17 protein-coding genes are annotated in these 22,384 nt (G+C 46.3%); 7 read left to right on the top strand and 10 right to left on the bottom strand.

Features of this window, described 5'->3' with window-relative positions; genetic code table 11:
• Window positions 1-166: 166 nt before the first annotated feature.
• The 3 genes from AC1DCV_RS07240 to AC1DCV_RS07230 form a co-directional block, all read right to left on the bottom strand.
• Window positions 167-1,054 (bottom strand): alpha/beta fold hydrolase, encoded by an 888-nt coding sequence (locus AC1DCV_RS07240; protein WP_477022569.1) that lies wholly within the window; start codon window positions 1,052-1,054, stop codon window positions 167-169.
• Between the two features lie 141 nt (window positions 1,055-1,195).
• The gene (locus tag AC1DCV_RS07235) at window positions 1,196-2,083 is read right to left on the bottom strand and encodes an alpha/beta fold hydrolase (protein ID WP_477022568.1); all 888 of its coding nucleotides are present in this window, start codon (window positions 2,081-2,083) and stop codon (window positions 1,196-1,198) included.
• Window positions 2,084-2,149: 66 nt separating this feature from the next.
• On the bottom strand, window positions 2,150-2,713 hold the full coding sequence (locus tag AC1DCV_RS07230) for a TetR/AcrR family transcriptional regulator (RefSeq protein ID WP_477022567.1): 564 nt from the start codon (window positions 2,711-2,713) through the stop codon (window positions 2,150-2,152).
• A gap of 205 nt (window positions 2,714-2,918) precedes the next feature.
• Between AC1DCV_RS07230 and dusB the strand changes: the two genes are divergently transcribed.
• Both dusB and AC1DCV_RS07220 read left to right on the top strand, forming a co-directional pair.
• Window positions 2,919-3,956 (top strand): tRNA dihydrouridine synthase DusB, encoded by a 1,038-nt coding sequence (gene dusB, locus AC1DCV_RS07225; RefSeq protein ID WP_477022566.1) that lies wholly within the window; start codon window positions 2,919-2,921, stop codon window positions 3,954-3,956.
• 113 nt (window positions 3,957-4,069) lie between these two features.
• On the top strand, window positions 4,070-4,663 hold the full coding sequence (locus AC1DCV_RS07220) for a nuclear transport factor 2 family protein (RefSeq protein WP_477022565.1): 594 nt from the start codon (window positions 4,070-4,072) through the stop codon (window positions 4,661-4,663).
• A 61-nt stretch (window positions 4,664-4,724) separates the two neighbouring features.
• On the opposite strand, the gene fusA is transcribed toward AC1DCV_RS07220, so the two are convergent.
• Window positions 4,725-6,800, bottom strand: coding sequence for an elongation factor G (gene fusA / locus AC1DCV_RS07215; RefSeq protein WP_477022564.1), 2,076 nt, complete (start codon window positions 6,798-6,800; stop codon window positions 4,725-4,727).
• 730 nt (window positions 6,801-7,530) lie between these two features.
• Between fusA and AC1DCV_RS07210 the strand changes: the two genes are divergently transcribed.
• The gene (locus AC1DCV_RS07210) at window positions 7,531-8,364 is read left to right on the top strand and encodes an aldo/keto reductase (RefSeq protein WP_477022563.1); all 834 of its coding nucleotides are present in this window, start codon (window positions 7,531-7,533) and stop codon (window positions 8,362-8,364) included.
• 45 nt (window positions 8,365-8,409) lie between these two features.
• Here the strand turns inward: AC1DCV_RS07210 and AC1DCV_RS07205 are convergent, their stop codons facing one another.
• Window positions 8,410-9,522, bottom strand: a complete 1,113-nt coding sequence (locus AC1DCV_RS07205; RefSeq protein WP_477022562.1) for an aminotransferase class V-fold PLP-dependent enzyme — start codon at window positions 9,520-9,522, stop codon at window positions 8,410-8,412.
• A 147-nt stretch (window positions 9,523-9,669) separates the two neighbouring features.
• Between AC1DCV_RS07205 and AC1DCV_RS07200 the strand changes: the two genes are divergently transcribed.
• Window positions 9,670-11,826 carry a glycoside hydrolase family 3 N-terminal domain-containing protein gene (locus AC1DCV_RS07200; RefSeq protein WP_477022561.1) on the top strand — a complete coding sequence of 719 codons (2,157 nt, stop codon included), beginning with the start codon at window positions 9,670-9,672 and terminating at the stop codon, window positions 11,824-11,826.
• Between the two features lie 46 nt (window positions 11,827-11,872).
• On the opposite strand, the gene AC1DCV_RS07195 is transcribed toward AC1DCV_RS07200, so the two are convergent.
• From AC1DCV_RS07195 to AC1DCV_RS07185, 3 genes are all read right to left on the bottom strand, one after another.
• The gene (locus AC1DCV_RS07195; RefSeq protein ID WP_477022560.1) at window positions 11,873-13,105 is read right to left on the bottom strand and encodes a cation:proton antiporter; all 1,233 of its coding nucleotides are present in this window, start codon (window positions 13,103-13,105) and stop codon (window positions 11,873-11,875) included.
• 118 nt (window positions 13,106-13,223) lie between these two features.
• Window positions 13,224-13,568, bottom strand: coding sequence for a TfoX/Sxy family protein (locus AC1DCV_RS07190; RefSeq protein WP_477022559.1), 345 nt, complete (start codon window positions 13,566-13,568; stop codon window positions 13,224-13,226).
• A gap of 42 nt (window positions 13,569-13,610) precedes the next feature.
• Window positions 13,611-14,669 (bottom strand): serine hydrolase domain-containing protein, encoded by a 1,059-nt coding sequence (locus tag AC1DCV_RS07185; protein ID WP_477022558.1) that lies wholly within the window; start codon window positions 14,667-14,669, stop codon window positions 13,611-13,613.
• Window positions 14,670-14,744: 75 nt separating this feature from the next.
• Between AC1DCV_RS07185 and AC1DCV_RS07180 the strand changes: the two genes are divergently transcribed.
• The gene (locus AC1DCV_RS07180) at window positions 14,745-15,326 is read left to right on the top strand and encodes a Crp/Fnr family transcriptional regulator (protein ID WP_477022557.1); all 582 of its coding nucleotides are present in this window, start codon (window positions 14,745-14,747) and stop codon (window positions 15,324-15,326) included.
• A 74-nt stretch (window positions 15,327-15,400) separates the two neighbouring features.
• Window positions 15,401-16,126, top strand: a complete 726-nt coding sequence (locus AC1DCV_RS07175; RefSeq protein ID WP_477022556.1) for an SDR family oxidoreductase — start codon at window positions 15,401-15,403, stop codon at window positions 16,124-16,126.
• On the opposite strand, the gene AC1DCV_RS07170 is transcribed toward AC1DCV_RS07175, so the two are convergent.
• Window positions 16,123-17,361 (bottom strand): multidrug effflux MFS transporter, encoded by a 1,239-nt coding sequence (locus tag AC1DCV_RS07170; protein WP_477022555.1) that lies wholly within the window; start codon window positions 17,359-17,361, stop codon window positions 16,123-16,125. The two genes, AC1DCV_RS07175 and AC1DCV_RS07170, sit on opposite strands and share 4 nt — an antisense overlap.
• Before the next feature lie 99 nt (window positions 17,362-17,460).
• Window positions 17,461-20,319: a ligand-binding sensor domain-containing protein gene (locus AC1DCV_RS07165; protein ID WP_477022554.1), complete on the bottom strand. Its 2,859-nt coding sequence runs from the start codon at window positions 20,317-20,319 to the stop codon at window positions 17,461-17,463.
• Window positions 20,320-20,491: 172 nt separating this feature from the next.
• Between AC1DCV_RS07165 and AC1DCV_RS07160 the strand changes: the two genes are divergently transcribed.
• Complete coding sequence (locus AC1DCV_RS07160; protein ID WP_477022553.1) at window positions 20,492-22,231, top strand: cellulase family glycosylhydrolase; 1,740 nt, start codon at window positions 20,492-20,494, stop codon at window positions 22,229-22,231.
• Window positions 22,232-22,384 lie beyond the last annotated feature (153 nt).

The following is a 22,384-nucleotide window of genomic DNA, read 5'->3' as shown; positions in this document are numbered from 1 at the left end:
GGAAATGTAGGGAAAATTTGTGAATTATGGGGAGCAGACCCCAAGATCGGCCTTTTCCTGCAAAGAAAAGGGCCTACCTTTTGGGTCAGCCCTTTTCCCTTGGCGATAAGGTAGCCCGTGCCACCTGGAGTATGAACTTATTTATGCCTTTCAGCATGATACCATGTTACTGTTTTAAAAAGACCTTGATCTTTTCCGCTATTTCCACTGCGTACTCTTCTAATGCAAAGTGTCCTGTGGGATAAAAATACATTTCTGTTGCAGGAATATCTTTTTTAAAGGCGAGCGCTCCTGCCTTAAGGAATACGGGATCATTCTCTCCCCAAACAATCAGTACGCGGGGGGCAAGTTTACGCAAGGTTTCCTGCCACCTGGGATATTCTGCAATATTGAAACGATAATCGTATTTCAGTTTGTACTGTATTTCTTTGTTGCCGGGTCTGTCCATCAGGAACTGATCGAGCTGGTAACTTTCCGGCGCTACTTTCGTGCTGTCGCTTACGCCATGCAGGTATTCAAACATGGTGTATTCCAGTTCAAACGCCTTATACACCTGGGCACGGGAATCTGCGGTGTTTTCATCTATATTTTTCTTGTACATTTTGAGTATATCACTCAGGCCTTCTGCATAAATGTTACCGTTCTGCACAACCAGGTGTTCCAGGATACCGGGATTGCGCTGGATTATCCGCATGCCTACTGGTGCGCCATAATCAAACAAATACATACTGCACTTGCTCACGCCTTTCTGCACAAGAAATTTTTCTATGTAAATTGAATAGTTTTCAAAAGTATAGTCGAATTCGGACATGGATGGCATATCACTGAATCCGAAACCGGGGTAGTCCGGCGCCAGTATATGGAAGTCATCTTTCAGCAGGGGAATGAGCGTCCTGAAATTGTGAGAAGAGGAAGGGAATCCATGTAGCAGCAGGAGTGTAGGCCTGGTAGGATCGCCAGCCTCCCGGTAAAAGATGGTAATGCCGTCGACCTTCATGGTTCTGTGGTACACAGGGTATTCTTTTTTTGCAGCAGCAGTTGATGTGATTATCATAAATATCCAGATTAGCGTGATTTGAAAAGACAAACGGGGTTTCATGTGATGATGATTTTTATATTGGTAACTATCAGTAAATAAAAAAGATGGTAGCCCGGAGTGGCTGTAAAAGCGCGCTCCGGTGATGCTATATCACTATCAGGCGGTGGCCGGTGATTTACTTATAACTTTCCTGTTAAGAAATTCCCTGATGGTAGCGGCAATTTCCTCACCATGGGTTTCCAATGCAAAATGACCTGTATCGTACAGATGGTATTGGAGATGCTTTACATCTTTTTTATAAGCTTCGGCGCCGGCTACCGGGAAAATATAGTCGTTCTTGCCATAAACGATCAGCATTTCGGGATGGTGGGTACGAAAGTATTCCTGCCATTGCGGATATAAGGCTACATTACTCTGATAGTCGTGGAACAGCTGAAGTTGTATCCTGTCGTTGCCCGGGCGTAGCAAATGCCGGAGGTCATGCTCCCAGTTGTCCGGGCTGACTAATGTGGTATCGGGTACGCCGTGGGTGTATTGCCATTGTAGTCCTTCTATACTATGAAAGCCTTCCAGCGTGCGTTCTGCAACTTTGTTGTTCTTGTCTTTCCAGTAATCCTTAATAGGATCCCAAAATTGCTCGAGTCCTTCATCGTATGCGCAGCCGTTCTGAACAATCAGCGATTCGATCCTTTCAGGATGAGCGGTGGCGATGCGGAATCCCACCGGTGCACCGTAATCCATCAGGTAAAGGCTGTACCTGTCCAGTTTTAGCTGATCCAGCAAACCTTGTACAATGCCGGCAAAACTGCTGAATGAGTAGTTGAAGTCGGCCATATGTGGCTGGGCGCTCCTGCCGAATCCCGGGTAGTCGGGAGCAATCAGGTAATAATCATCCGCGAGGTGCTGCATCAGGTTGCGGTACATATGTGATGAACTGGGATAGCCATGTAATAATACCAGGACAGGATTGCCTTTTTGACCGGCTTCCCGGTAGAAAATGTCGATTCCATTCACTGATGCGGTGTTGTGTTTTACGATGCTCATTTTATTTAATTTAATGATAATGATATTATTTACCGGTCGTTCGGTAATATTAAAGAGAAAAAAATTTTACTCGCTGGCAAAAAGTAGTTTCACATCGGAAAGTGCTTTATGAAAATGCGTGGGATCTCCCAATCCCTTGGCCAGCACTAAGCTCCCTTGCACGAGCATCAGTGATTGTCTGGCCCTGGTTTTGGCCTGGGCCGTGGTAAAGCCCTGCTCGATACCAAACGCGGTAAAGGCATCGATCCACAATTGCATTGCTTTGCTGATCTCATCGCCTAATACTACCAATCCTGAGTCGAGAGACAGTGCGTTCAGGATACAACTTTTTTCACCGTTCTGATACAGTTGCCTGATGTGCTGTATGGCCCGTTGCAATCTGGTAGTAGGGGCTACGCCTTTCTCTGTCAGTACCAGGTATATATGATCCTTTATCCAGGCATGTACAAACTGGAGGACCATAATGGCTATTTCATTTTTACCGCCAGGAAACCGGTGGTAAAGACTTGCCTTTTGCAAGCCTGTAGCCTTGGCCATGTCGTTGAGGCTGGCGCCTTCAAAGCCCTTGGATTGCAATATTGACATCAGTCCTTCAATCAGCTGGATATCATCTATTTTTTGCGGTCTCATGGTGTAAAGGTAAGAGAAAGTTTTTAATTACCAAACGTTCGGTAAAATAATTCTCAAGTATCTGCTATACTTATTCCATTTACTCCGGTCCCGGAGAAAGTTGCCTATCTGCAACAAAGCTTTTCCATATTCCGGGTTAGCGGTCAACCCCCACTCATTCGGCAATAATGCTTATCTTTGCGCCTTCTGCGAAAAAATATTGATTTTGGTAAAGATTGACAACATAACGCTACCCGATTTTCCTTTGCTACTGGCACCTATGGAGGATGTAAGTGATCCTCCGTTCAGGGCGGTGTGCAAGGATGCCGGGGCTGATCTGATGTATACGGAATTCATTTCCAGTGAAGGGTTGATACGCGATGCTATCAAATGCAGGAGGAAACTGGATATTTTCGAATACGAGCGTCCTGTAGGCATACAGATCTTTGGCGGCGATGAAGACAGTCTCGCTATGGCGGCTAAAATAGTAGACGTCACCAATCCTGACCTGCTGGATATTAATTTCGGCTGCCCGGTGAAGAAGGTAGCGGGAAAAGGCGCCGGTGCCGGTGTGTTGAAAGACCTGGACCTGATGGTGCGCTTGACAGCGGCCTGTGTGAAGGCGACCAAACTGCCTGTGACCGTGAAAACGAGGCTGGGCTGGGATGAAGACTCTAAAAATATAGAAGAAGTAGCAGAACGTTTGCAGGATGTAGGTATCAAAGCCCTGGCTATCCATGGGCGTACCCGCTGCCAGATGTATAAAGGACAGGCCGACTGGGACCTGATCGGAAAAGTAAAGAACAACCCACGTATACATATTCCCATTTTTGGTAATGGAGATATCAATAGTCCGCAGAAAGCATTGGAATACAAGAACCGATATGGGGTGGATGGTATTATGATTGGCCGGGCGGTGATTGGCTACCCTTGGCTGTTTCGTGAAATCAAGCACTATGTTAAGACGGGCGAAATTATGGCTGGTCCTACATTGGAAGAGCGTATCGCTGTGAGTAAGAAACATTTGCGCTTATCCGTAGAATGGAAAGGGCCGGTACAGGGGATCAATGAAATGCGCGGTTGTTATGCCAATTACCTGAAGGGATTACCGGATATCAAGCAATTCCGCAGCCGCCTGGTGACCATGAAAACGGTGGAAGAAGTAGAAGCAGTGCTGGATGAAATTGAAGCCTACTATAAAGGCATTGAACTGGCGAATGCACCCATAGAACTCATTGACTATCATCAGAATTGTCCCTTATAACAAGGGATATGTATCAATAGCAGGTTTCCCGATAACTGCCTTATAGAAAGAATATTTTATGATATAATAAAACTTATTATGCGTTTGTTTTGTTATATCATAAAATTCACCTGATGTTCAAATACTCCCTTATTGCCGTTGTAGTAGTCTGCTGCATAACAGGATTATTTTCCTGTCAATCCTCTCCCAAAGAAAAACTTATCCCGGCCGGCCCGGCTGCATCACGTGACACCGCTGCCACCAGTGATTTTGGATTTAAGGATCAACAGCAAATAGAAAGCGTCATACTTGGTTTCTGCGAGCATTTTGATAATGGCGACCTGGCTAAATGTGTGGAATTTATGGACGACAGTATCCGTGGAGAGATAGACGGGGTGAAGTTAAAGGGGAAACAGAACTGGACCGCCAAAATCGAGACTTTAGTCATGAGCACGAAGGACTCCCATTTTCAACCCAGACATATGATTACCAACATGCAGTTTTTCCCTGGTGTAAATGACACCGTGAAAGTTAGCATGTATGCTTCCTGTTTATGGACAGATCTGACCAGCGGACAGATACAGCTGATGTCTGTGGGATATTACAAAGGTAAGGTGGTACATAAGGATGGGAAATGGCTTATTGCCGTATTGAATTCGTTGCCGGACAGCCGGTTGGTGAAACAGTTTTACCAGGATGTACGGGAGGATCGTGTTTTATCAAATTAGCGCATGGTTTTTTCGCAATAACAAAAATGGTGAAGGGGTTTATTCCTTCACCATTTTCTTTTTATTTCACCAGTATACCGCTGCTGATATTTTCAGGAACGGGTTGATAGCCCTCAAACGTCAGCGTGGCTGAAGCCCTGCCGGACGAGAGTGTACGCAGTACCGTTATATAACCGAATAATTCGGATAAAGGTACCATTGCGGTAATGGTTTGTACCTGTGTATCCATGGCGATGTGTTTGATTACACCACGGCGTCTGTTCAGGTCACCTGTTAACGCGCCGGTATATTCCTCCGGCATGGTTACGTCTACTTTCATCCAGGGTTCCAGCAGGCGGGGACCAGCCTTGGCTGCTACCTTTTTGAAACCGATGACAGCCACATGTTCAAAATCCATGGCGTGTGAATCGGTATCGTGAATTTTTCCATCGAGTAATTTTACGCGCATGGACTTCACCGGGTAACCCGCCAGGGCGCCATTGTGCATGGCCGATTCAAAGCCTTTGCTGATCGCAGGGATGAATTCTTTTGGAATAGCACCGCCTTTGATTTCGTTGATGAATTCCAGTCCGGGTATATCATCTTCTTTCGGAGATAATTCAAATTCTATTTCCGCAAAACTACCGGAGCCACCATTTTGTTTTTTATATACTTCGCGGTGGGTAACGGCTTTCGTAAATATTTCCTTGTACGCAATCTGCGGTTGTCCTTTATTGACCTCCAGGTGATATTGTGATGCCAGCTTTTCCAGCACTACTTCCAGGTGGAGTTCACCCATTCCTTTCAGGATCGTTTGCCCGGTGGCGTTATCTACCGCTACGCTGAGGGTAGGATCTTCATCGAGCAATCTGGCCAGTGCTTCACCGAGTTTATCGTTTTCTTTGGCTGATTTAGCTTCAATCGCGTATCCTATCATGGGTTCCGGGAAGCTGATTTTTTCCAGCAGTACCGGGTGATCGGGATGTGAAAGGGTATCGCCGGTTTTCACATCTTTTAATCCTACCACCGCGCCAATGTCGCCGGCACCAATTTCTTCCACGGTCTCATATTTATCGGACATGATACGCATCAAACGGCTGATCCTGACTTTACGGCCGGTGCGGCTGTTCCAGAGCGTATCTCCACTGCGTAAGATGCCTGCATATACACGCACTAACGTTAACTTCCCTACGTAATCATCTGTGATGATTTTAAATGCAAGGGCAGCCAATGGGGATGTTTCGCTCACGGGTATCATCACGGGTTCATCTGTATCCGGGTCAGCAGCTTTTACCATACCTACGTCTGAAGGCGCAGGCAAATAGGTAGCTACTGCATCCAGGAGGGGCTGTATGCCTTTGTTTTTATAGGCGGCACCTGCCAGTACGGGAACTGCTTCCATACGGATGGTAGCGCCGCGTAAGGCGGTATATATATCCGCTGCCGTAATGCTTCCGGGATGGGTGGTGTATTTATTCAATAACGACTCATCCAGCAGCGATAATTCTTCCAGCAGATAGTTCCTTGCTTCCTGTGCAGCTTCCAGCAATTCAGCAGGAATATCCAGTGTGTCATACGTTTTGCCATCGGGTGTATTCCATACGAGTGCTTTCATGGTCACCAGGTCAATCACGCCGGTGAAATCATCTTCCGCACCGATGGGTATTTGCACCGGCAATACGTTGGCGTTCAGGCGTTCCCGTATTTCATTCACTACTCTGCGGAAGTCCGCGCCCTGCCGGTCCATTTTATTAATGAACGCAATGCGGGGAATGTTATAATGATTGGCCTGATGCCATACAGTTTCTGACTGAGGCTGTACACCAGAGCGGGCGCAAAATACCGCGATGGCGCTGTCGAGTACCCGCAGCGAACGTTCTACTTCAGCGGTGAAGTCTACGTGGCCGGGTGTATCAATAATATTGATCTGCCAGGTGTTATCCCCGTGCTTCCAATACGTAGTAATCGCTGCAGATGAAATAGTGATACCTCTTTTTTCTTCCTGGGGATCACTGTCCATAACAGTGTTGCCTTCGTCTACATTACCCAGTTTATGTGTAAAGCCGGTGAAGTAAAGCATGCGTTCCGTGAGCGTTGTTTTACCTGCATCTACGTGAGCCATGATACCTATATTTCTAAAATCCGCTAAGCGTTTCATATAATTTCTATTTAAAAAAGGAATAAAAAAAGCCTCTCATCTGGTAATGAGAGGCCTTTGCAAACATGCAACAGGATGCCCTGCATTACCGGCCCGGCCGTGTAACTGACAATGTTTTAATAATAAATTTCCTGTTGCAGTTCATCATTATAAATTTTCGTGTCTGGAAAAATGTGGGGTGGTGGGGGAAGCAAATAAAAAAGGCCTCTTCGGATGAAGAGGCCCCTTGAAAAGATTTCAGGAGTTATATATTAACCTCTCATATCCGGGATGGATCTGCCTCCCCGTCTTGAATTAAGACAATGCAAGTACTTGCAATTACCGCTCTGATAACGGTAGCTGTGTGCCTGGTTGCCTGATATGTGAGAATACGTTTCATGTGTTTTAAATTGCTTCGCAAAGATACTTTAATTATATGAAAAAAACTAATTCGTTGACATTCGTGGGTTGATGGCCTGGCAGCAGGCGCAGGTCCTTTTTCCCATCTTTATACAAATTTATCATTAATATTTACCAGGGCTGCCGGTAGGAATGGTCGTAAATTTGCGTTTCACAGATCGTTACCGCTGGCGGCGGGTGATAGCTATACCTCACCGGAATATGCAGGGGCTGCGCTTGCCGTTACCGGGCTGTTGCCTGGTGCGATTTTATATATAAGAATGAACAAACCGGCATCGCTGGCGTTTCAAACAATCAGATAACATTTTAAAAACAATAAAACTTCCATCAGATGAATATTACAGACATTAACGGTACTGTACAACTCGCGAATGGTGTACAGATGCCTTATTTCGGATTAGGTGTTTTCAAAACAAAAGAAGGACAGGAAGTAATAGACTCTGTTACCTACGCACTGGATGCGGGTTACCGCCATATAGATACTGCTGCTATTTATGGTAATGAAGAAGGCGTTGGTATTGCCATTGAGAAAAATGCGACCGACAGAAAAGATATCTTTCTCACTACCAAAGTATGGAATGCAGACCAGGGATACGATAGTACCTTGAAGGCTTTTGATACTTCCCTGGAGAAACTGAAAACAGATTACCTGGATCTGTACCTGATCCACTGGCCGGTGAAAGGGAAATATAAAGAAACCTGGCGCGCATTAGAAACATTGTATGCCGATGGCAGGGTAAAGGCGATTGGTGTCAGCAACTTCCTGCAACATCACCTGGAAGATTTATTTCAGACGGCCAAGGTGATTCCTATGGTAGATCAGCTGGAGTTTCATCCTTACCTGGTACAGCAGTCATTGCTGGACTTCTGTCAGCAACACCAGGTACAATATGAAGCCTGGAGCCCGCTGATGCAGGGTAAAGCCTTTGATGTGCCTTTGTTGAAAGAACTGGCTGCCAAATACAAGGTATCTGTAGCGCAACTGGTATTAAGATGGGATCTGCAGAAAGGAGTGGTGACCATCCCTAAAAGCATCCGCAATGAGCGGGTTATTTCCAATGCAGCCATTTTTAACTTTAATATCAGCGAAGACGATGTGCAGAAAATAGCTGCACTGGATCGCGGAGAAAGAGTAGGACCAGATCCGGATAAATTTGATTTTTAAATAAGTGTTATCTGCTTCGCCTGGTCAACAGGCGAAGCAGATATATTACAGTACTGCAAATAAGCGGTCTATATCTTCCTTATTATTATAAAAATTAAGCGCAACTGTCAGCCTGTTATTTTTATATCTCGCCTTAATGTTATTTTGTACCACTTTTAAGTTTTGTTCCTCCGTAATTTCCAACAGTTGAATAGCAGAGCGGTTGGCCGGTGCATAATCCGACAGCAGTCTGATACCATGTGCCTTGGCTTGTTGCCTCAGGTAATCAATTAACTCCTGTATATAGGCGGCTATATCGGGGATGCCTATACGTTGCAGATATTCCAGCGTATGGCCCAACAGCAGGATATTGATGAAGGGAAGTGTACCGGTTTCAAAAGCCAGGGCATTTTTTTTCGGTGTAAAAATGGTATAGTCTTTCACCAGATCAAATTCAGGCTTTTCATAATCTACATTGTACCAGCTCATCACGGTAGGAGGGTATTTATCCAGGAGTTGCTGTGATACATACATAGCGCCGGTGCCATATCCCGAGGTTACCCATTTGTAGCCGTGAAAGATGAGGATATCTATATTACATTCCTGTACATCAATATCATTTACGCCAAAAGACTGTGTAGCATCTACGATGTGGATGATGCCATGTTGTTTGCATAAGGCACCAATTTCTTTCAGTTGCTGACGGAAGCCTGTTCTGAACATCACATGGCTGGTGATCAGTATTTTGGTGGCGGGAGTAATTTGCGCGGCAATGGCCTCCAGGGAGATGTGCCGATTGGCATCACTTTCTACAAAACGGAGGGTATATCCGCTGTGCATCCAGCCCACTATACCAGTGGGAAATTCATCCCGCATGGTAATGATTTCATAGCTTTTTGGAAACATGTCATAGAGTAAGGTCATGGCATGTGCGGTGTTGGTAATGAACGCAATTTCTGTTGCCTGTGCGCTGATCATCTGAGCCACCTGCTGTCGTACTTCATTTGCCCGTTGATCCCACCCCGGCATCACCATCCGGCCCTTTTCGCTGAGCTCAGTGAGCAGGGTATGGGCATGTTGTACAAATGGGGTACTTACGGGGCCACCGCCATTGGTAAACAGATAAACGTTTTTATTGGTCACCGGGTAATCGGCTCTTATTGTTTCCCATTTATTCATATGCTGGTAGTTATACTATTTTATTATTTCCTGCACGATATTAAACAAATTAAATCAGTGAGCGGCAGCGGCGGAATGATTATCTCTTTTATGTGATAACTTGCGGAGGTGGCAGGACATATTTTACATAAAAATTCAGGTTTTAGCATGTGGAGAAAACAGTATTTCATTCTTTATTCAATTGTATTTTTATTCGTCTTTAAGGCGGGGGCGCAACAGCAGGCAGTTTTCAGGAATGCTGCTGCCCCGATGAATGAGCGGGTAAATGATTTGTTGCATACGCTTACCCTGCAGGAAAAGATCTCCCTGCTGGGATACAACAGTCCGGCGATAGCGCGGTTGCAGCTGCCGGCTTATAACTGGTGGAATGAGGCGCTGCATGGTATTGCCAGGGGTGGGGAAGCCACGGTGTATCCGCAGGCGATTGGTTTATCTGCCACCTTTAATGCGCCATTGGCGCGGGAGGTAGCCAATACTATTTCCACGGAAGCGCGGGCCAAGTACAACCTGGCAGTGCAGCAGCACCGGCATGTACAGTACATGGGGCTTAACTTCTGGACTCCTAATATTAATATTTTCCGGGATCCCCGCTGGGGCCGCGGACAGGAAACCTATGGAGAAGACCCTTACCTCACGGCCACGATGGCCGGAGCCTTTGTACAGGGCCTGCAGGGGGATGTGCCGGGTATGCTGAAAACGGCCGCCTGCGCCAAACACTTTGCGGTACACAGCGGCCCGGAAGCCGACCGTCATAGTTTCAATGCGATTATCGATGAAAAGGATTTAAGAGAAACTTACCTCTATGCTTTTAAGAAGCTGGTAGATGGTAAGGTGGAGTCTATCATGTGTGCTTATAACCGGGTAAACAGCCAGCCTTGCTGCACCGGAAATACGCTGTTACAGGATATTCTGCGCCACGAGTGGAAATTTGGTGGCCAGGTAGTAACGGATTGCTGGGCCCTGGATGATATCTGGTTGAGGCATAAAGCCATTCCTACACGTGAAGAAGTGGCGGCAGCAGCTATTAAAGCGGGTGTAAACCTGGACTGCGCCAATATTCTGCAGGACGATGTGATGAAGGCGATCGATAAAGGATGGCTCACCGCTGCAGACGTAGACAGTGCGCTCAGTGCCAGTTTACGCACCCAACTGAAACTGGGACTCTACAACGCACCGGAAGCCAGCCCTTATGGCCGGTTTGGCGTTGATAGCGTAAACAACGCCTACCATGCCGGGCTGGCGCGGGAAGCTGCCCGGGAAAGTATGGTATTGCTGAAGAATGATGGTGTGTTGCCGTTGAACAGGGATAAATATGCATCCATGCTGGTAACCGGTTCTAACTCTGCTTCGCTGGAAGCATTGATGGGCAACTATCATGGCGTATCGGGCGACATGGTTACTTTTGCTGCTGGTTTGGCCAAAGCTGCGGGTCCCGGTATGGCGATGCAATACGACCAGGGATGTGATTTCACGGATACACTTCACTTTGGCGGTATCTGGGCTTCTGAAAACTGCGATGTAACGGTGGCGGTGATTGGCTTAACTCCTTTATTGGAAGGTGAAGACGGTGATGCATTTCTTTCTGCTTCCGGTGGAGATAAAAGTACCTTAAGTCTGCCCCGTTCGCAGATCCTGTTTATGAAGAAGCTGCGGGCAGCACATAAAAAACCGATCATAGCAGTGATTACTGCCGGTAGTGCAGTAGATGTAGCGGCCATTGCGCCTTATGCAGATGCAGTGATCCTGGCCTGGTATCCGGGTGAACAGGGCGGTAATGCCCTCGCGGATATCATCTTCGGAAAATATTCGCCCGCAGGGCGCCTGCCGGTTACTTTTTATAATTCTCTGAATGAGTTACCGGATTATAAAGACTATAGCATGAAAAACCGTACCTACCGCTATTTTAAAGGTAATACGGCATACGCGTTTGGTTATGGCCTTAGCTATACGAAATTTGATTACGCCTGGCAAGCAGCTCCTGCAAAGGAATACAGGAATAATGATACCATTCGTGTAGCCGTGTCCGTAAAAAATACCGGCGCGTATGATGGTGATGAAGTAGTGCAGGCATATATCAGCTATCCTGATGTAGAGCGCATGCCGGTAAAGGAATTGAAAGCTTTCAGGCGGGTGCTGGTGAAACAGGGCGGAGAGGAAGTTGTGCAACTGGAAATACCGGTAGCAGAGTTACAGAAATGGGATTTATCCAAACATGCCTGGAAGCTATATAAAGGCACTTATAAGATTAATATAGGAAAGAGTTCTGCAGACTTTGTGCTCACAAAGGAACTGCGTATAAAATAAATAATGTCCCCTTACGCCGCGCTACTGCCGCGTAAGGGGATATCCGCTATACCATGCGGTCTACCACTTTCCTGAGGGTCAATCCCTGTACAATAATAGAGAACAACACCACAAAATAGCTGGCCGAAAGAATAATTTCTTTATACGGTGATTCCGGCAAAGACAGCGCCAGTGCTACAGAAATACCTCCCCGCAGCCCCGCCCATACCAGGATCGTAATACTTTTATAGTTAATGTTCAGCGTACGTTTTAATAGAATAGAGGGCACGGTAATACTCAGTGCGCGTGCTACCAGTACGAATAGGGTGGCTAATAAACCGGTGAACCAATAGTTTTGTAAAAACGGCATGATCACAATCTGCAGCCCTATCATCACAAACAGGATGGTGTTCAGTAATTCATCTATCAGGCTCCATACATTGTGAAAATAGTGTTGCATATCTTCCGACTGTTTGGTACCCAGGGAAGTATTACCCAGGATCAGCCCCGCTGACACTGCCGCCAGTGGAATGGACACGTGTAACATCGCTCCCAGCACAGATATCACCATTACCATGGACAAGGATACCATTACAATGATCTGGAAGTCATCTACCCGTTTCATGGTTCTGTAAGCAACGATGGCGGAGATAACGCCGAGTGCAATACCACCAAAAACTTCCTGTGAAAACAAGGCAGCGGCGTGTGACAGGGAGACGTGTGTATCTGCCTGTCCTGCTACTTCTTTCAGGATCACAAACAAGAGAATGCCGGTACCATCATTCAGTAAAGACTCGCCACCGATAATGGTTTCAAGGGCGGGTGGTACTTTTGATTTTTTTAAGATGGATAACACAGCCACGGGATCTGTGGGTGAAATCAATGCGCCGAAGAGCAGGCAATACACCAGTGGTAAATCAATATGCATCAGCGTTGTAGCCCAGTACAACAGGAATCCGAATATAAAGGTAGAGCCGATAACCCCTACGGTACTAAGTACCAGCACCGGGTATCGTTGCGCTTTTAGTTTATTGAAATCAAAATGAAGGGCGCTGGCGAAGAGCAGGAAGCCTAACATTACGTCCAGCAGGGTGCCTGTAAAGTCGATGCCATTGGTGAGGTCTTTAATGAATGCAAAGGCATCCGGAAATATTTTACCGGTTAGCAGAATCAGCACGGACAACAGGAGCGAAACCACGATCACGCCTATGGTTCCCGGCAATTTAATAAAACGGTTATTGATGTAGGAAATTAATGCACTAATAGTAACTAAAGCCGTTATCAGTGTAAAAGTGTTCATAAGCAAATCGAATAATGCCAGTTAAAAAATCAGGTTCCTAATGATGCTACAATTTTTCCGGAGGGCTTTAAAGATAGAAAAAAATGTGGCAAATCATTATCTGACCGGCGGTTTCGGATTACTTTTTCTTTGAAGACTTAGCATTTGCATTAAATTCTAATGCCATTTTAATCCAATGAAGTAGTTGTTTTTTAGTAGTCAGTGCTGATTCGTCTATAAAAATAAATCCTTTCATTTCTTTACCGCCATGTACCATTACCTTGGCATCGGGTGTTGCTTCCAGCACCGCGTCGGAGGTGGCGGGATCTATTCTTACCATTATTCTTTCGGGACGCACGCCCACGCACATTTTATCGTTTACCATAAAACAGAGTCCGCCGAACATTTTCTTTTCTTCTACATTGCTGGTAGCTGCAGCGAGAATTTCACGAACACGGTCAGCCAGTTTTTCATTGTGTGCCATGGGTGTTATTTTTTTGGGAGATGATAAAGATACGATTTCCCTTTAATAGCCGTAGTGCTTTTCCAGTGCTACCCGCAGGTGCGCTAACCCTTCATATACATTATCGCGTTGCACATTGGTAAAGAAGATATAGGCCCTGTTGGCCGCTTTGATAATATGTACTTCTGTGATAAAGGTGCCGGGATTACCGGTGTTTTCGGATTGCAGGTGCCTGGCATCGTTGGTTTGCCAGAACCAGCCTACGGCGAACTTTGGCAGGCCGTAATGGAGAAAGGCAAATTCATCTGCCCGGAGCAGGGTGGAGTTGCCGTTGAGCCCTTTTAGTTGTTCCTGTATGTACCGGGCGTAATCGGGGAGGGTGATATTGATGTTGCCTGCCGCCATCAGCCAGTTGAGTTTATAGTTGCTGGCAGGCGCCTCTGTATGCCCGTTGGCATCATAGCCCCAGGTTTGGGTACTATCGGGGTAATTAGGGGTTCCAAAGGCGAAATGAATGTGTAATTGTTGCCCAAGCGCAGCTATCAGTTGTGGATAGGTTTTATGCGATACCTTTTCCAGCATCAGCCCGGCCAACGCATAGCCGGCATTGGTGAGATTGAGTGTAGCCGTATCTGTTACCGGTGGTTGTTGTAATAGCCATTTTACAAAGGCGTAACGTTGCTGTGTTTCATTACCGCGGATCTGTTCCTTTGCGGGGGCAGCGTTGGTGTACGTATAGCGGGGGAGCTTGTTGCGGAAGGTAAGGGCCTGTAGCAGGGTGATATGCTGATAGGCGGTGTTGCTGCCGTTTTTCAGTTCAGGAAATAGGGAGAAGAAAGGGGTATCCCATTTAATCAGTCGTTTTTTTACCAGCAGTGCAGCCACCATACCTGTAATGGCTTTGGTGTTGGAGCCTATACGGAATCGGTCGTTCAGTGTGGCGGGTGTATGTTCTTTTTTGTTTCCCAGCATTTCCATTTCCAGGATACTGTCTGCCGACACCACGGCGTAACCGAGTGCCGGAATATCACAGGCTTTCCGGATGCTATCCGCTAATGGTTTGAATGATTGTGCATGGGCGGTAAAGGAGAGCAGGAGCAGGGCAAACGCTGGTATCTTCATAAAAAGATTCAAAGGTAAAAGATAGCGGAAGGATTTTCAAATTCTCTGTATAATATTGTAAAGAAATTAGTTGCTATGATAACTGCCGGATCTTTTCACGATTATCTTCAATTGTTGCACCCCGTTACGGCGGCTGACTGGGAGTTGTTATCTGCCAGTCTAAGCACACGTACCGTAAAAGAAGGGACCGTGCTGCTGGCAGAAGGCAAAGTAGCGAAAGAAATATTCTTTATCAGCAAAGGTGTGTTACGCCTGGTGAAGCATTCAGAGGAAGGAGAAGATATTACCCTGTTTTTCCTGAAAGAATACAGATGCGCTACTGTACTCGATAGTTTTTCCCGGCAGACGCCCGCCACCTATAGGCTGGAAGCTGCATGTGAAGCGGAGCTGACAGTGATGCACAGGGAGCAACTGTTGCGGTTATACGAAAAGATCCCTTATCTGCAATCACTGATCACTACTATTAACCAGCGGGTGCTGATGGAAAAGATAGAGACCCGGAACGAGTATACCGGGCTGGATGCTACGCAGCGTTACCGTCATTTTATGCAACAGGAGCCGGACATCGCGGCGCGCGTACCTTTAAGTACCATTGCTTCTTTCCTGGGTATTACCCAACAATCGCTCAGCAGGATCCGGAAAAACTATACTGCTTAATATCGTTTTTACCATTTGGTAAATGCCATCATCCTGCCACACACGAATTTTGTATTCATAAAAAACAAAAGGTTATGAGTACAAATCTGACAGGAAAAAAGGTGATGGTATTGGGTGGCTCAGCAGGTATTGGTTTGGCTACGGCGCAGGCAGCAGCGGCAGAAGGCGCCCTGGTGGTCATTGTTTCCAGTAACCAGGAACGGGTAAATAAGGCATTGGCTACTTTGCCTGATACGGCGCAGGGTGTTGCCTTGGATCTGCGTGATGAAGCAGCTGTACGTGATTTCTTTAATGGTGCCGGTGCTTTTGATCACCTGGTATTTACAGCGGGAGGTCCTTTTCCATTCGGGCAGGTGGCTGATTTCAATAGTGCTGACATGCTGGAGGCTTTACAGTTACGTTTTCTGGGTGCTATGAATGCCGTGAAATACGGCAGTCCACATATTTTGCCGGGTGGGTCGGTAGTATTGACTACCGGCATCGCCAGTTTAAGGCCACAGAAAGGCTGGGCAGCGGGCGCATGTATCTGTGGCGCCATGGACGGACTCACCCGTGTATTGGCCATGGAATTGGCGCCTATACGTGTGAATGCCGTATCTCCGGGTATTGTGAAAACCGACCTGTGGGCGGGGATGGCGGAGGCCGACCGTGAAGCGATGTATGCACAGGCGGCAGCGGCATTGCCGGTAGGCCGCGTAGGCGAAACGGCAGATATTGCACAAACCTATTTATACCTGATGCGTGAAGGCTTCAGCACCGGGCAGATCATTGTGGTAGACGGCGGCGCCGTGATGGTTTAATGGGCCATCGCAGCAGCTGCAGGCGCAGCAGTAACCGCTGTTTTGATATTCCTGCTGCAAATCACTAAAATCAGTAATGCTACAAAAGAAGATCCGCACATGGTTACTGCCATTGGAGTAGCCGTGTGCGTATTGTATAAGCTCACTACCGTAGATGCCAGGGAACCGATACCCATTTGGATAGCACCCATCAGGGACGAAGCACTACCGGCATTTTTAGTAAAAGGTGCCAGTGATAAAGCGGCTGTATTGGGATTGATAAAGCCCAGACAGCAAAGGAATGCAAACAGGAGCGCGATGATGCCCGGCAGCGATAACCAGTTGTTCCAGGCACATATCACGAAAATAAGACCAGTAATGGTTTGGCCGACCAATGCCACCGGCACTATTTGCTGGCTGGTGAAACGTTTTAATAATAGGCTATTCACCTGGCTGGAGCCAATGAGGCCGACAGACAGGAAGGCGAAGATCCAGCCATAGGCTTTATCGCTTAGTTTATAGATGTCCATGAAAACCTGTGGAGACGCGGATACATAAGCAAACAGGCCTGAAAAAGAGATGGCACCTGCAAAGCAATACGTATAAAACTGTGGCTCACTTACTACCGCAAGGAAGTTATTGATAATGGGCCTGGGCTTGAGCGACATAGACGTGTCTGGCTTGAAACTTTCCGGCAGCCAGAAAATGGTGGCCAACAGGATCAGCGCACCCATAGCGCCCAGTATGAGGAATACGGCATGCCAGCTAAAGGCACTGGTTACATAACTACCTACTGTAGGGGCTATCATGGGAGAGGTACCTACTACCAGCATGAGCAGTGCAAATACTTTCGCGTTTTCTTTTACGGGAAACAGGTCACGCACCATGGCTACAGACGCCACAGCAGCAGCACAGCTACCGATGGCCTGCACAAACCGCAGGATGATCAGGCTGTCCAGGGTAGACGCATAAATACATCCGATAGAGGATATCACATAAAGGATCAATCCTATATAAAGTGGTTTCTTTCTTCCGAAACGGTCCAGCAGCGGGCCATACAATAACTGGCCGGCTGAAATGCCGATGAAGAAACTGGAAAGGGAGAGTGCCACCCGCGTAGGGTCTACACCTAAATCCTTACCTATTGCCGGAAAGCCGGGCAGGTACATGTCAATGGAAAATGGTCCTAATGCAGTAAGTGTACCTAATATAAGTATAAGCGAAATGTATTTCGCTCTGGAGAGTTCGTTGGCCAAGGTAAATATCTCTTTAAAAAATGCACCGCAAAAATAAACAGAAAAAGCGATGCAATCCCGGCCTGATTGTCTGATCCCTGTAAAGATCTTGTTATGTTTTTATGAAGCTTTGATGTCAATCAGGAAATCATAGAGGGGTGTTTCACCTGCAATGTTCAGTTTTTTGMGTAGCCGGTATCGGCTGGTTTCCACGCCACGTACGGATATACCCATGGACTGTGCAATTTCTTTCGTTGTTAAATTAATGCGCAGATAAGCACATAGCTTGAGATCGGTAGTGGTGAGTTCAGGAAATAATTTTTTCAGGGTGCGTAAGAAGTTGTTATGGACTTCATCGAAATGTTGTGAAAACTGGGCCCAGTCTTCTTCGTTATTTTCTGCTTCTTCAAACAACCGCATTACTTTTTTGAAAGAAGGCAATGTGGAAGCATCGTTTGTTTTTTTTACGCTCTGAATAAATTCTTCCCGGATATTGGATAGCAGCTTGCCTTTCTGCACCAGGTGCATGGTAGCTGTTGCCAGTTCTTTGTTTTTATGCTGTACATCAGATTCCAGTTTTTCATTGCGTAGCTGGATCAGTTGCTTTTCATTTCTTTCCAGTTCCAGCTGATGCTGAAAAATGAGGTGCTGTTGTTCCTGCTCATGCTTTTCTTTTTGCGCAGCAAATTTCTTTTTTTGACGGCCATACAGGAAGTAGATGAAACCCGCCAGCAACAATAGGTACAGTACCCATGCCGTGTAGGTTTGATACCAGGCGGGTAAAATGGTAAAGGTGTATGTAGCTGCAGGAGAGATATTGCCAAGATTATCTTTTGCTTTTACGGAAAAAGTATAATGGCCATAGGGCAGGTTAGTATACTCTTTTTCTGTTTTGCTGGTCCACTCTCCGGGTTGTTTATCGAATCCCGACAGTTGATAGCTGTAAGTGATATTGTTACCTTGTTCAGCCGCCGGTGCGGTGTATTCAAAATGAAAACTATTGTATGCATTAGGGAGCGTTACCCGTTGTTTTGGATCCTGCACCGCATAGCCACCAAATAAGAGGGTGTCTTTTTTACTGGTGGCTTTTATTTGTCCCAGTAGTACCGAGAGTCGGTTGCCATGGTTGTTGTATTTTTTATAATTAAGATGATAAATGCCTTTATCTCCTCCAAAGAAAATATTTTCGTCATTATAAGGGTAAATGAATTCAAAGCCACCTACAATTTTTCCTGTCAGTTCCGGAAACCAGGTCACGGTTTTGTGAGCAGCGTCTATGACGCCTGGTTTTTTATCGGACACAAACCAGATCCTGCCACTGCTATCTTCTTTCAGGTATTGTATACTGCGGGCCTGTAACAATGGATAGAGGGAAGGGGAAGGGACGAATTGCTGTTTCGCTTCTTCATATTCGTAGATGCCCTGCATGGTGCCTGCTACCATTTTGTTTTGAATGCGGAATACATAATTATTGTTGGTAGCAGGGAGGCCATCTTTTTGTGTAAAAAGCTTCGAATGCAGGGCGGTATCGCTTTTCAGCGTGAGCTGATATACGCCTCGATAGGGATGAGAGGACCAGATGCGTTGCGCATTATCTTCTGCGAGGAAACGCAGGGATTCAAATAATCCGGTGATGTGCCGGGTAACGGTAACGGCTGTACTATTATATTGAATAGCGGCCAGACCGATGTAACAGCCTGTCAGTATCCTGTTACCCAGCGTCAGGTAAGTCCAGCAGCCAACATCTTTCAGCAGTGGCGTTGCTTTGTTGCCACTGATTTCAAAAGTGCCTTCCTGGTGCGCCATAAGCAGGTGTTGCTGAACGGCCGTCAGATTCCATACCTGTCCTTTGGTATTGGGTACGGGTTGGAAATTGCCTTTTGAGAAACTGATATCTGTAACGCTGTCCAGTGGTGTACTGTAGAGGCCATCGGAGGTGCCGATATACAGGCGGTGGCTAAATACCAGCGCAGCATAAGTGGTGAGGGAATTATGTTTGTCGGGTTGAATTTGTTTGATGGCGGTATTATAACGGAGCTGGTCGATACCATTATCCAGTGCCAGCCAGATATTTTGTTGAGGGTCCGTAAACAGCTTTAGTACATTATTATTCTGGAGTCCTTCGTCCATGCTGAATTGCTGTACTACTTTTCCGTTTGTGCCATTGATGATATAGCAACCTTTGGAAAAGGTGCCAATGGCCAGTTGGCCATGTTGCAGCGGGATGGCGCAGTAGATACGGCTGTTGCGGAATACTTCATCGGCGGCAGTATGCCAGGGAATCAGTTGTTGTCTGCTGATTTTATACAGCCCGTCTTTTAGTGTGGCAATAAGAAGGGTATCATTTTCTTCCTGCAGGAATGCGGTCACTAATGGTTGTTGCCCGTAGCTTTCCTTGCAAACGGGTTGCCATTTACCCGCCACCAGTTTCAGCAATCCTTGTCGCAGATCCTGTGCATAGAGGCCATGGGCGGTGCTACCCATTATTTTCCATTCCACAGGAGCGGTGTATACCTGTATCTTATTATTATGGCATTCAAATATTTTATTGTTGCTTTTAAAGTAAACAGCATTGTCATACAGGGCAATATTCCAGATGTCTGCAAATTCTGTTTGTCCGGCGGGAATATATTTTTTGAGAGAAGTATAGGCGAGTATGCCGTTGGCATCCGGATAGTAATAGCCGAAATCGTCCTGCGCACCTACATAGATGCGTCCATCGGGCGCCACTTTTACGGCGCGTAGCCGCGTATTATTGGGAACAGGGTATAGTTTCCAGTAGTTACCATTATAGGTGACCAGTCCTTCGTTATTAGCGAAGTACAGGATGCCCCGTTTGTCCATATCTATGTCCCAGGTTTGCCCGTTGCCCTGGTATTGGTTTTTGCTGTAGTTAACAATGGAGGGTAGACCAATGGTGTTTTGCGCATAAATGAAACTTACGTGGAATAAAAGTGCCAACAACAGAAAAGGCTTCATGTAAAAGCGTTTTACTAAAAGTAGAATTTTTTTGTTGATGTAGTATAGTAGTAATGAAGTTGGATTAATAATCAATCTGTTATTGCAATTTGAAGTAGAAATGACGTAGGTGAAAAAATGAATTTTCCCTATTTAATATAGATCTTGGTCTTTCTTTAAAAGACAGATGATCATGCTGAAATTCCACGGGCTGGTACTCATTTTTTTAGCTGCATTGGTTGGGCAAACTAACGGGCAGGGGTATCTGAAAACACAGGGACATATTATTGTAAACGAGAAAAATGAAAAGGTCATTCTACGGGGAATGGGATTAGGGGGCTGGATGTTGCAGGAGGGATATATGTTCCGGCTGGGTAATATCGGGCAGCAATATAAGATCCGTGCAAAAATACAGGAACTGGTAGGACCGGAAAGAACACAGGCCTTTTATGAGGAGTGGCTGAGCAGTCATACCAATAAAAGAGATATTGATTCCATGGCAGCCTGGGGTTTTAACTCAGTGAGGTTGCCCATGCACTTTGATTTGTACACGTTGCCGGTAGACCAGGAACCGGTACCCGGACAAAATACCTGGCTGGACAAAGGTTTTGCGCTGACCGATTCCTTACTGAGCTGGTGCAGGGCGAATCAGCTGTACCTGATCCTGGATCTGCATGCTGCGCCGGGAGGGCAGGGGAAGGATCTGCCTATTTCCGACAGACATCCTGAAAAACCATCTCTCTGGGAAAGTGAAGCTAACCGTAGTAAAACCATTGCGTTATGGCGGAAACTGGCAGAGCGGTATGCCAATGAGCCCTGGATAGGCGGTTATGATATTATTAATGAACCCAACTGGGGCTTTGAAGATGCCGCAGATACCCGGGGCACGAGGGAAACAAAGAATGTGCCTTTGAAGCAGTTGATGCAGGACATCACCAAAGCGATCCGGGAAGTAGATAAAAAGCATATCATTATTATAGAGGGGAATGGGTTCGGGAATAATTACAATGGCCTGTTGCCTGCCTGGGACGATAATATGGTGATGAGCTTTCATAAATACGGCAACTTCACGCAGGTGTCTTCCATTCAGCATTTCCTGGACCTGCGGGAAAAGTATAACCTGCCTTTGTGGCTGGGAGAGTCCGGAGAGAATTCCAATAACTGGTATACCAATACGATCCGTATGGTGGAAAGCAATGATATTGGCTGGGCATGGTGGCAGTTGAAAAAGATAGGCAGTAATCAACCGCTGGAGATTAAGGTAAGCCCGGGCTACCAGGCGATCCTGGATTACTGGAGTGGCAAGGGAGCCACGCCTGCGGCAGATGATGCCTGGAAAGCATTAACGGAGTTTGTGCGTAATACCCGTCTGGAGAATAATATGTACCACAAAGACGTAACAGATGCCATGTTCAGACAGGTACATTCCGCGGAGGCGATCCCATTTAAGGAACATTACATCAGGGATAAAGCCGTCATCCAGGCAGTGGATTATGATTTAGGGAGAAATTTATCTGCCTATGCTGATATGGATACGGCAAGCTATCATTATACACCGGGGGTAAATACACAGGGCAACCGTGGTTATGCGTATCGTAATGATGGGGTGGATATTAAAAAAGAAGGCAATGAGTTTTTTGTTTTTAATATAGAAAACGGAGAGTGGCTGCAATATACTGCGGAGGTGACTAGTCCCGGTACTTATACCTTGCAGGTGAAAGTGCGGGCAGACACCGACAGCGTTGGAGCGCGTTTTACTATTACCGGTAACGGTAAAGTGCTGGCAACTAATATCGCTGTTCCGGGCAATGATAAAATATGGCAGTTGGTGGAACTGAAGAACATTCAACTGGCAAAAGGCACCAATAGATTGCGGGTAGCATTTGTGCAGGGGGGATGCCATTTCAGTGGGATCACTTTTGTGAAGCAATAACAGGTGTTGTCTTTTTCAGGATTATCCTGAAAAAGACAACACCCGCGTACTTTTGACGTACCCCTAAATTTTGTTACCCAGGCAACAAGCTGCAAATTTACTCCACTAGATAAAAATATTCCGCGTTGATCCATGACCCTTATTTGTTCACCT

Source organism: Chitinophaga sp. 10T418 (genome assembly GCF_056394125.1).
The sequence above is the reverse complement of the archived record's forward strand: the minus strand, read 5'-3'. Positions and strand labels throughout refer to the sequence as shown.

Bases quoted from the DNA above. Each gene is read 5' to 3' on its own strand.
- AC1DCV_RS07240 (WP_477022569.1), bottom strand. From the start codon at position 1,054: ATGATAATCACATCAACTGCTGCTGCAAAAAAAGAATACCCTGTGTAC.
- AC1DCV_RS07235 (WP_477022568.1), bottom strand. From the start codon at position 2,083: ATGAGCATCGTAAAACACAACACCGCATCAGTGAATGGAATCGACATT.
- AC1DCV_RS07230 (WP_477022567.1), bottom strand. From the start codon at position 2,713: ATGAGACCGCAAAAAATAGATGATATCCAGCTGATTGAAGGACTGATG.
- AC1DCV_RS07220 (WP_477022565.1), top strand. From the start codon at position 4,070: ATGTTCAAATACTCCCTTATTGCCGTTGTAGTAGTCTGCTGCATAACA.
- fusA (WP_477022564.1), bottom strand. From the start codon at position 6,800: ATGAAACGCTTAGCGGATTTTAGAAATATAGGTATCATGGCTCACGTA.
- AC1DCV_RS07210 (WP_477022563.1), top strand. From the start codon at position 7,531: ATGAATATTACAGACATTAACGGTACTGTACAACTCGCGAATGGTGTA.
- AC1DCV_RS07205 (WP_477022562.1), bottom strand. From the start codon at position 9,522: ATGAATAAATGGGAAACAATAAGAGCCGATTACCCGGTGACCAATAAA.
- AC1DCV_RS07200 (WP_477022561.1), top strand. From the start codon at position 9,670: ATGTGGAGAAAACAGTATTTCATTCTTTATTCAATTGTATTTTTATTC.
- AC1DCV_RS07195 (WP_477022560.1), bottom strand. From the start codon at position 13,105: ATGAACACTTTTACACTGATAACGGCTTTAGTTACTATTAGTGCATTA.
- AC1DCV_RS07190 (WP_477022559.1), bottom strand. From the start codon at position 13,568: ATGGCACACAATGAAAAACTGGCTGACCGTGTTCGTGAAATTCTCGCT.
- AC1DCV_RS07185 (WP_477022558.1), bottom strand. From the start codon at position 14,669: ATGAAGATACCAGCGTTTGCCCTGCTCCTGCTCTCCTTTACCGCCCAT.
- AC1DCV_RS07180 (WP_477022557.1), top strand. From the start codon at position 14,745: ATGATAACTGCCGGATCTTTTCACGATTATCTTCAATTGTTGCACCCC.
- AC1DCV_RS07175 (WP_477022556.1), top strand. From the start codon at position 15,401: ATGAGTACAAATCTGACAGGAAAAAAGGTGATGGTATTGGGTGGCTCA.
- AC1DCV_RS07160 (WP_477022553.1), top strand. From the start codon at position 20,492: ATGCTGAAATTCCACGGGCTGGTACTCATTTTTTTAGCTGCATTGGTT.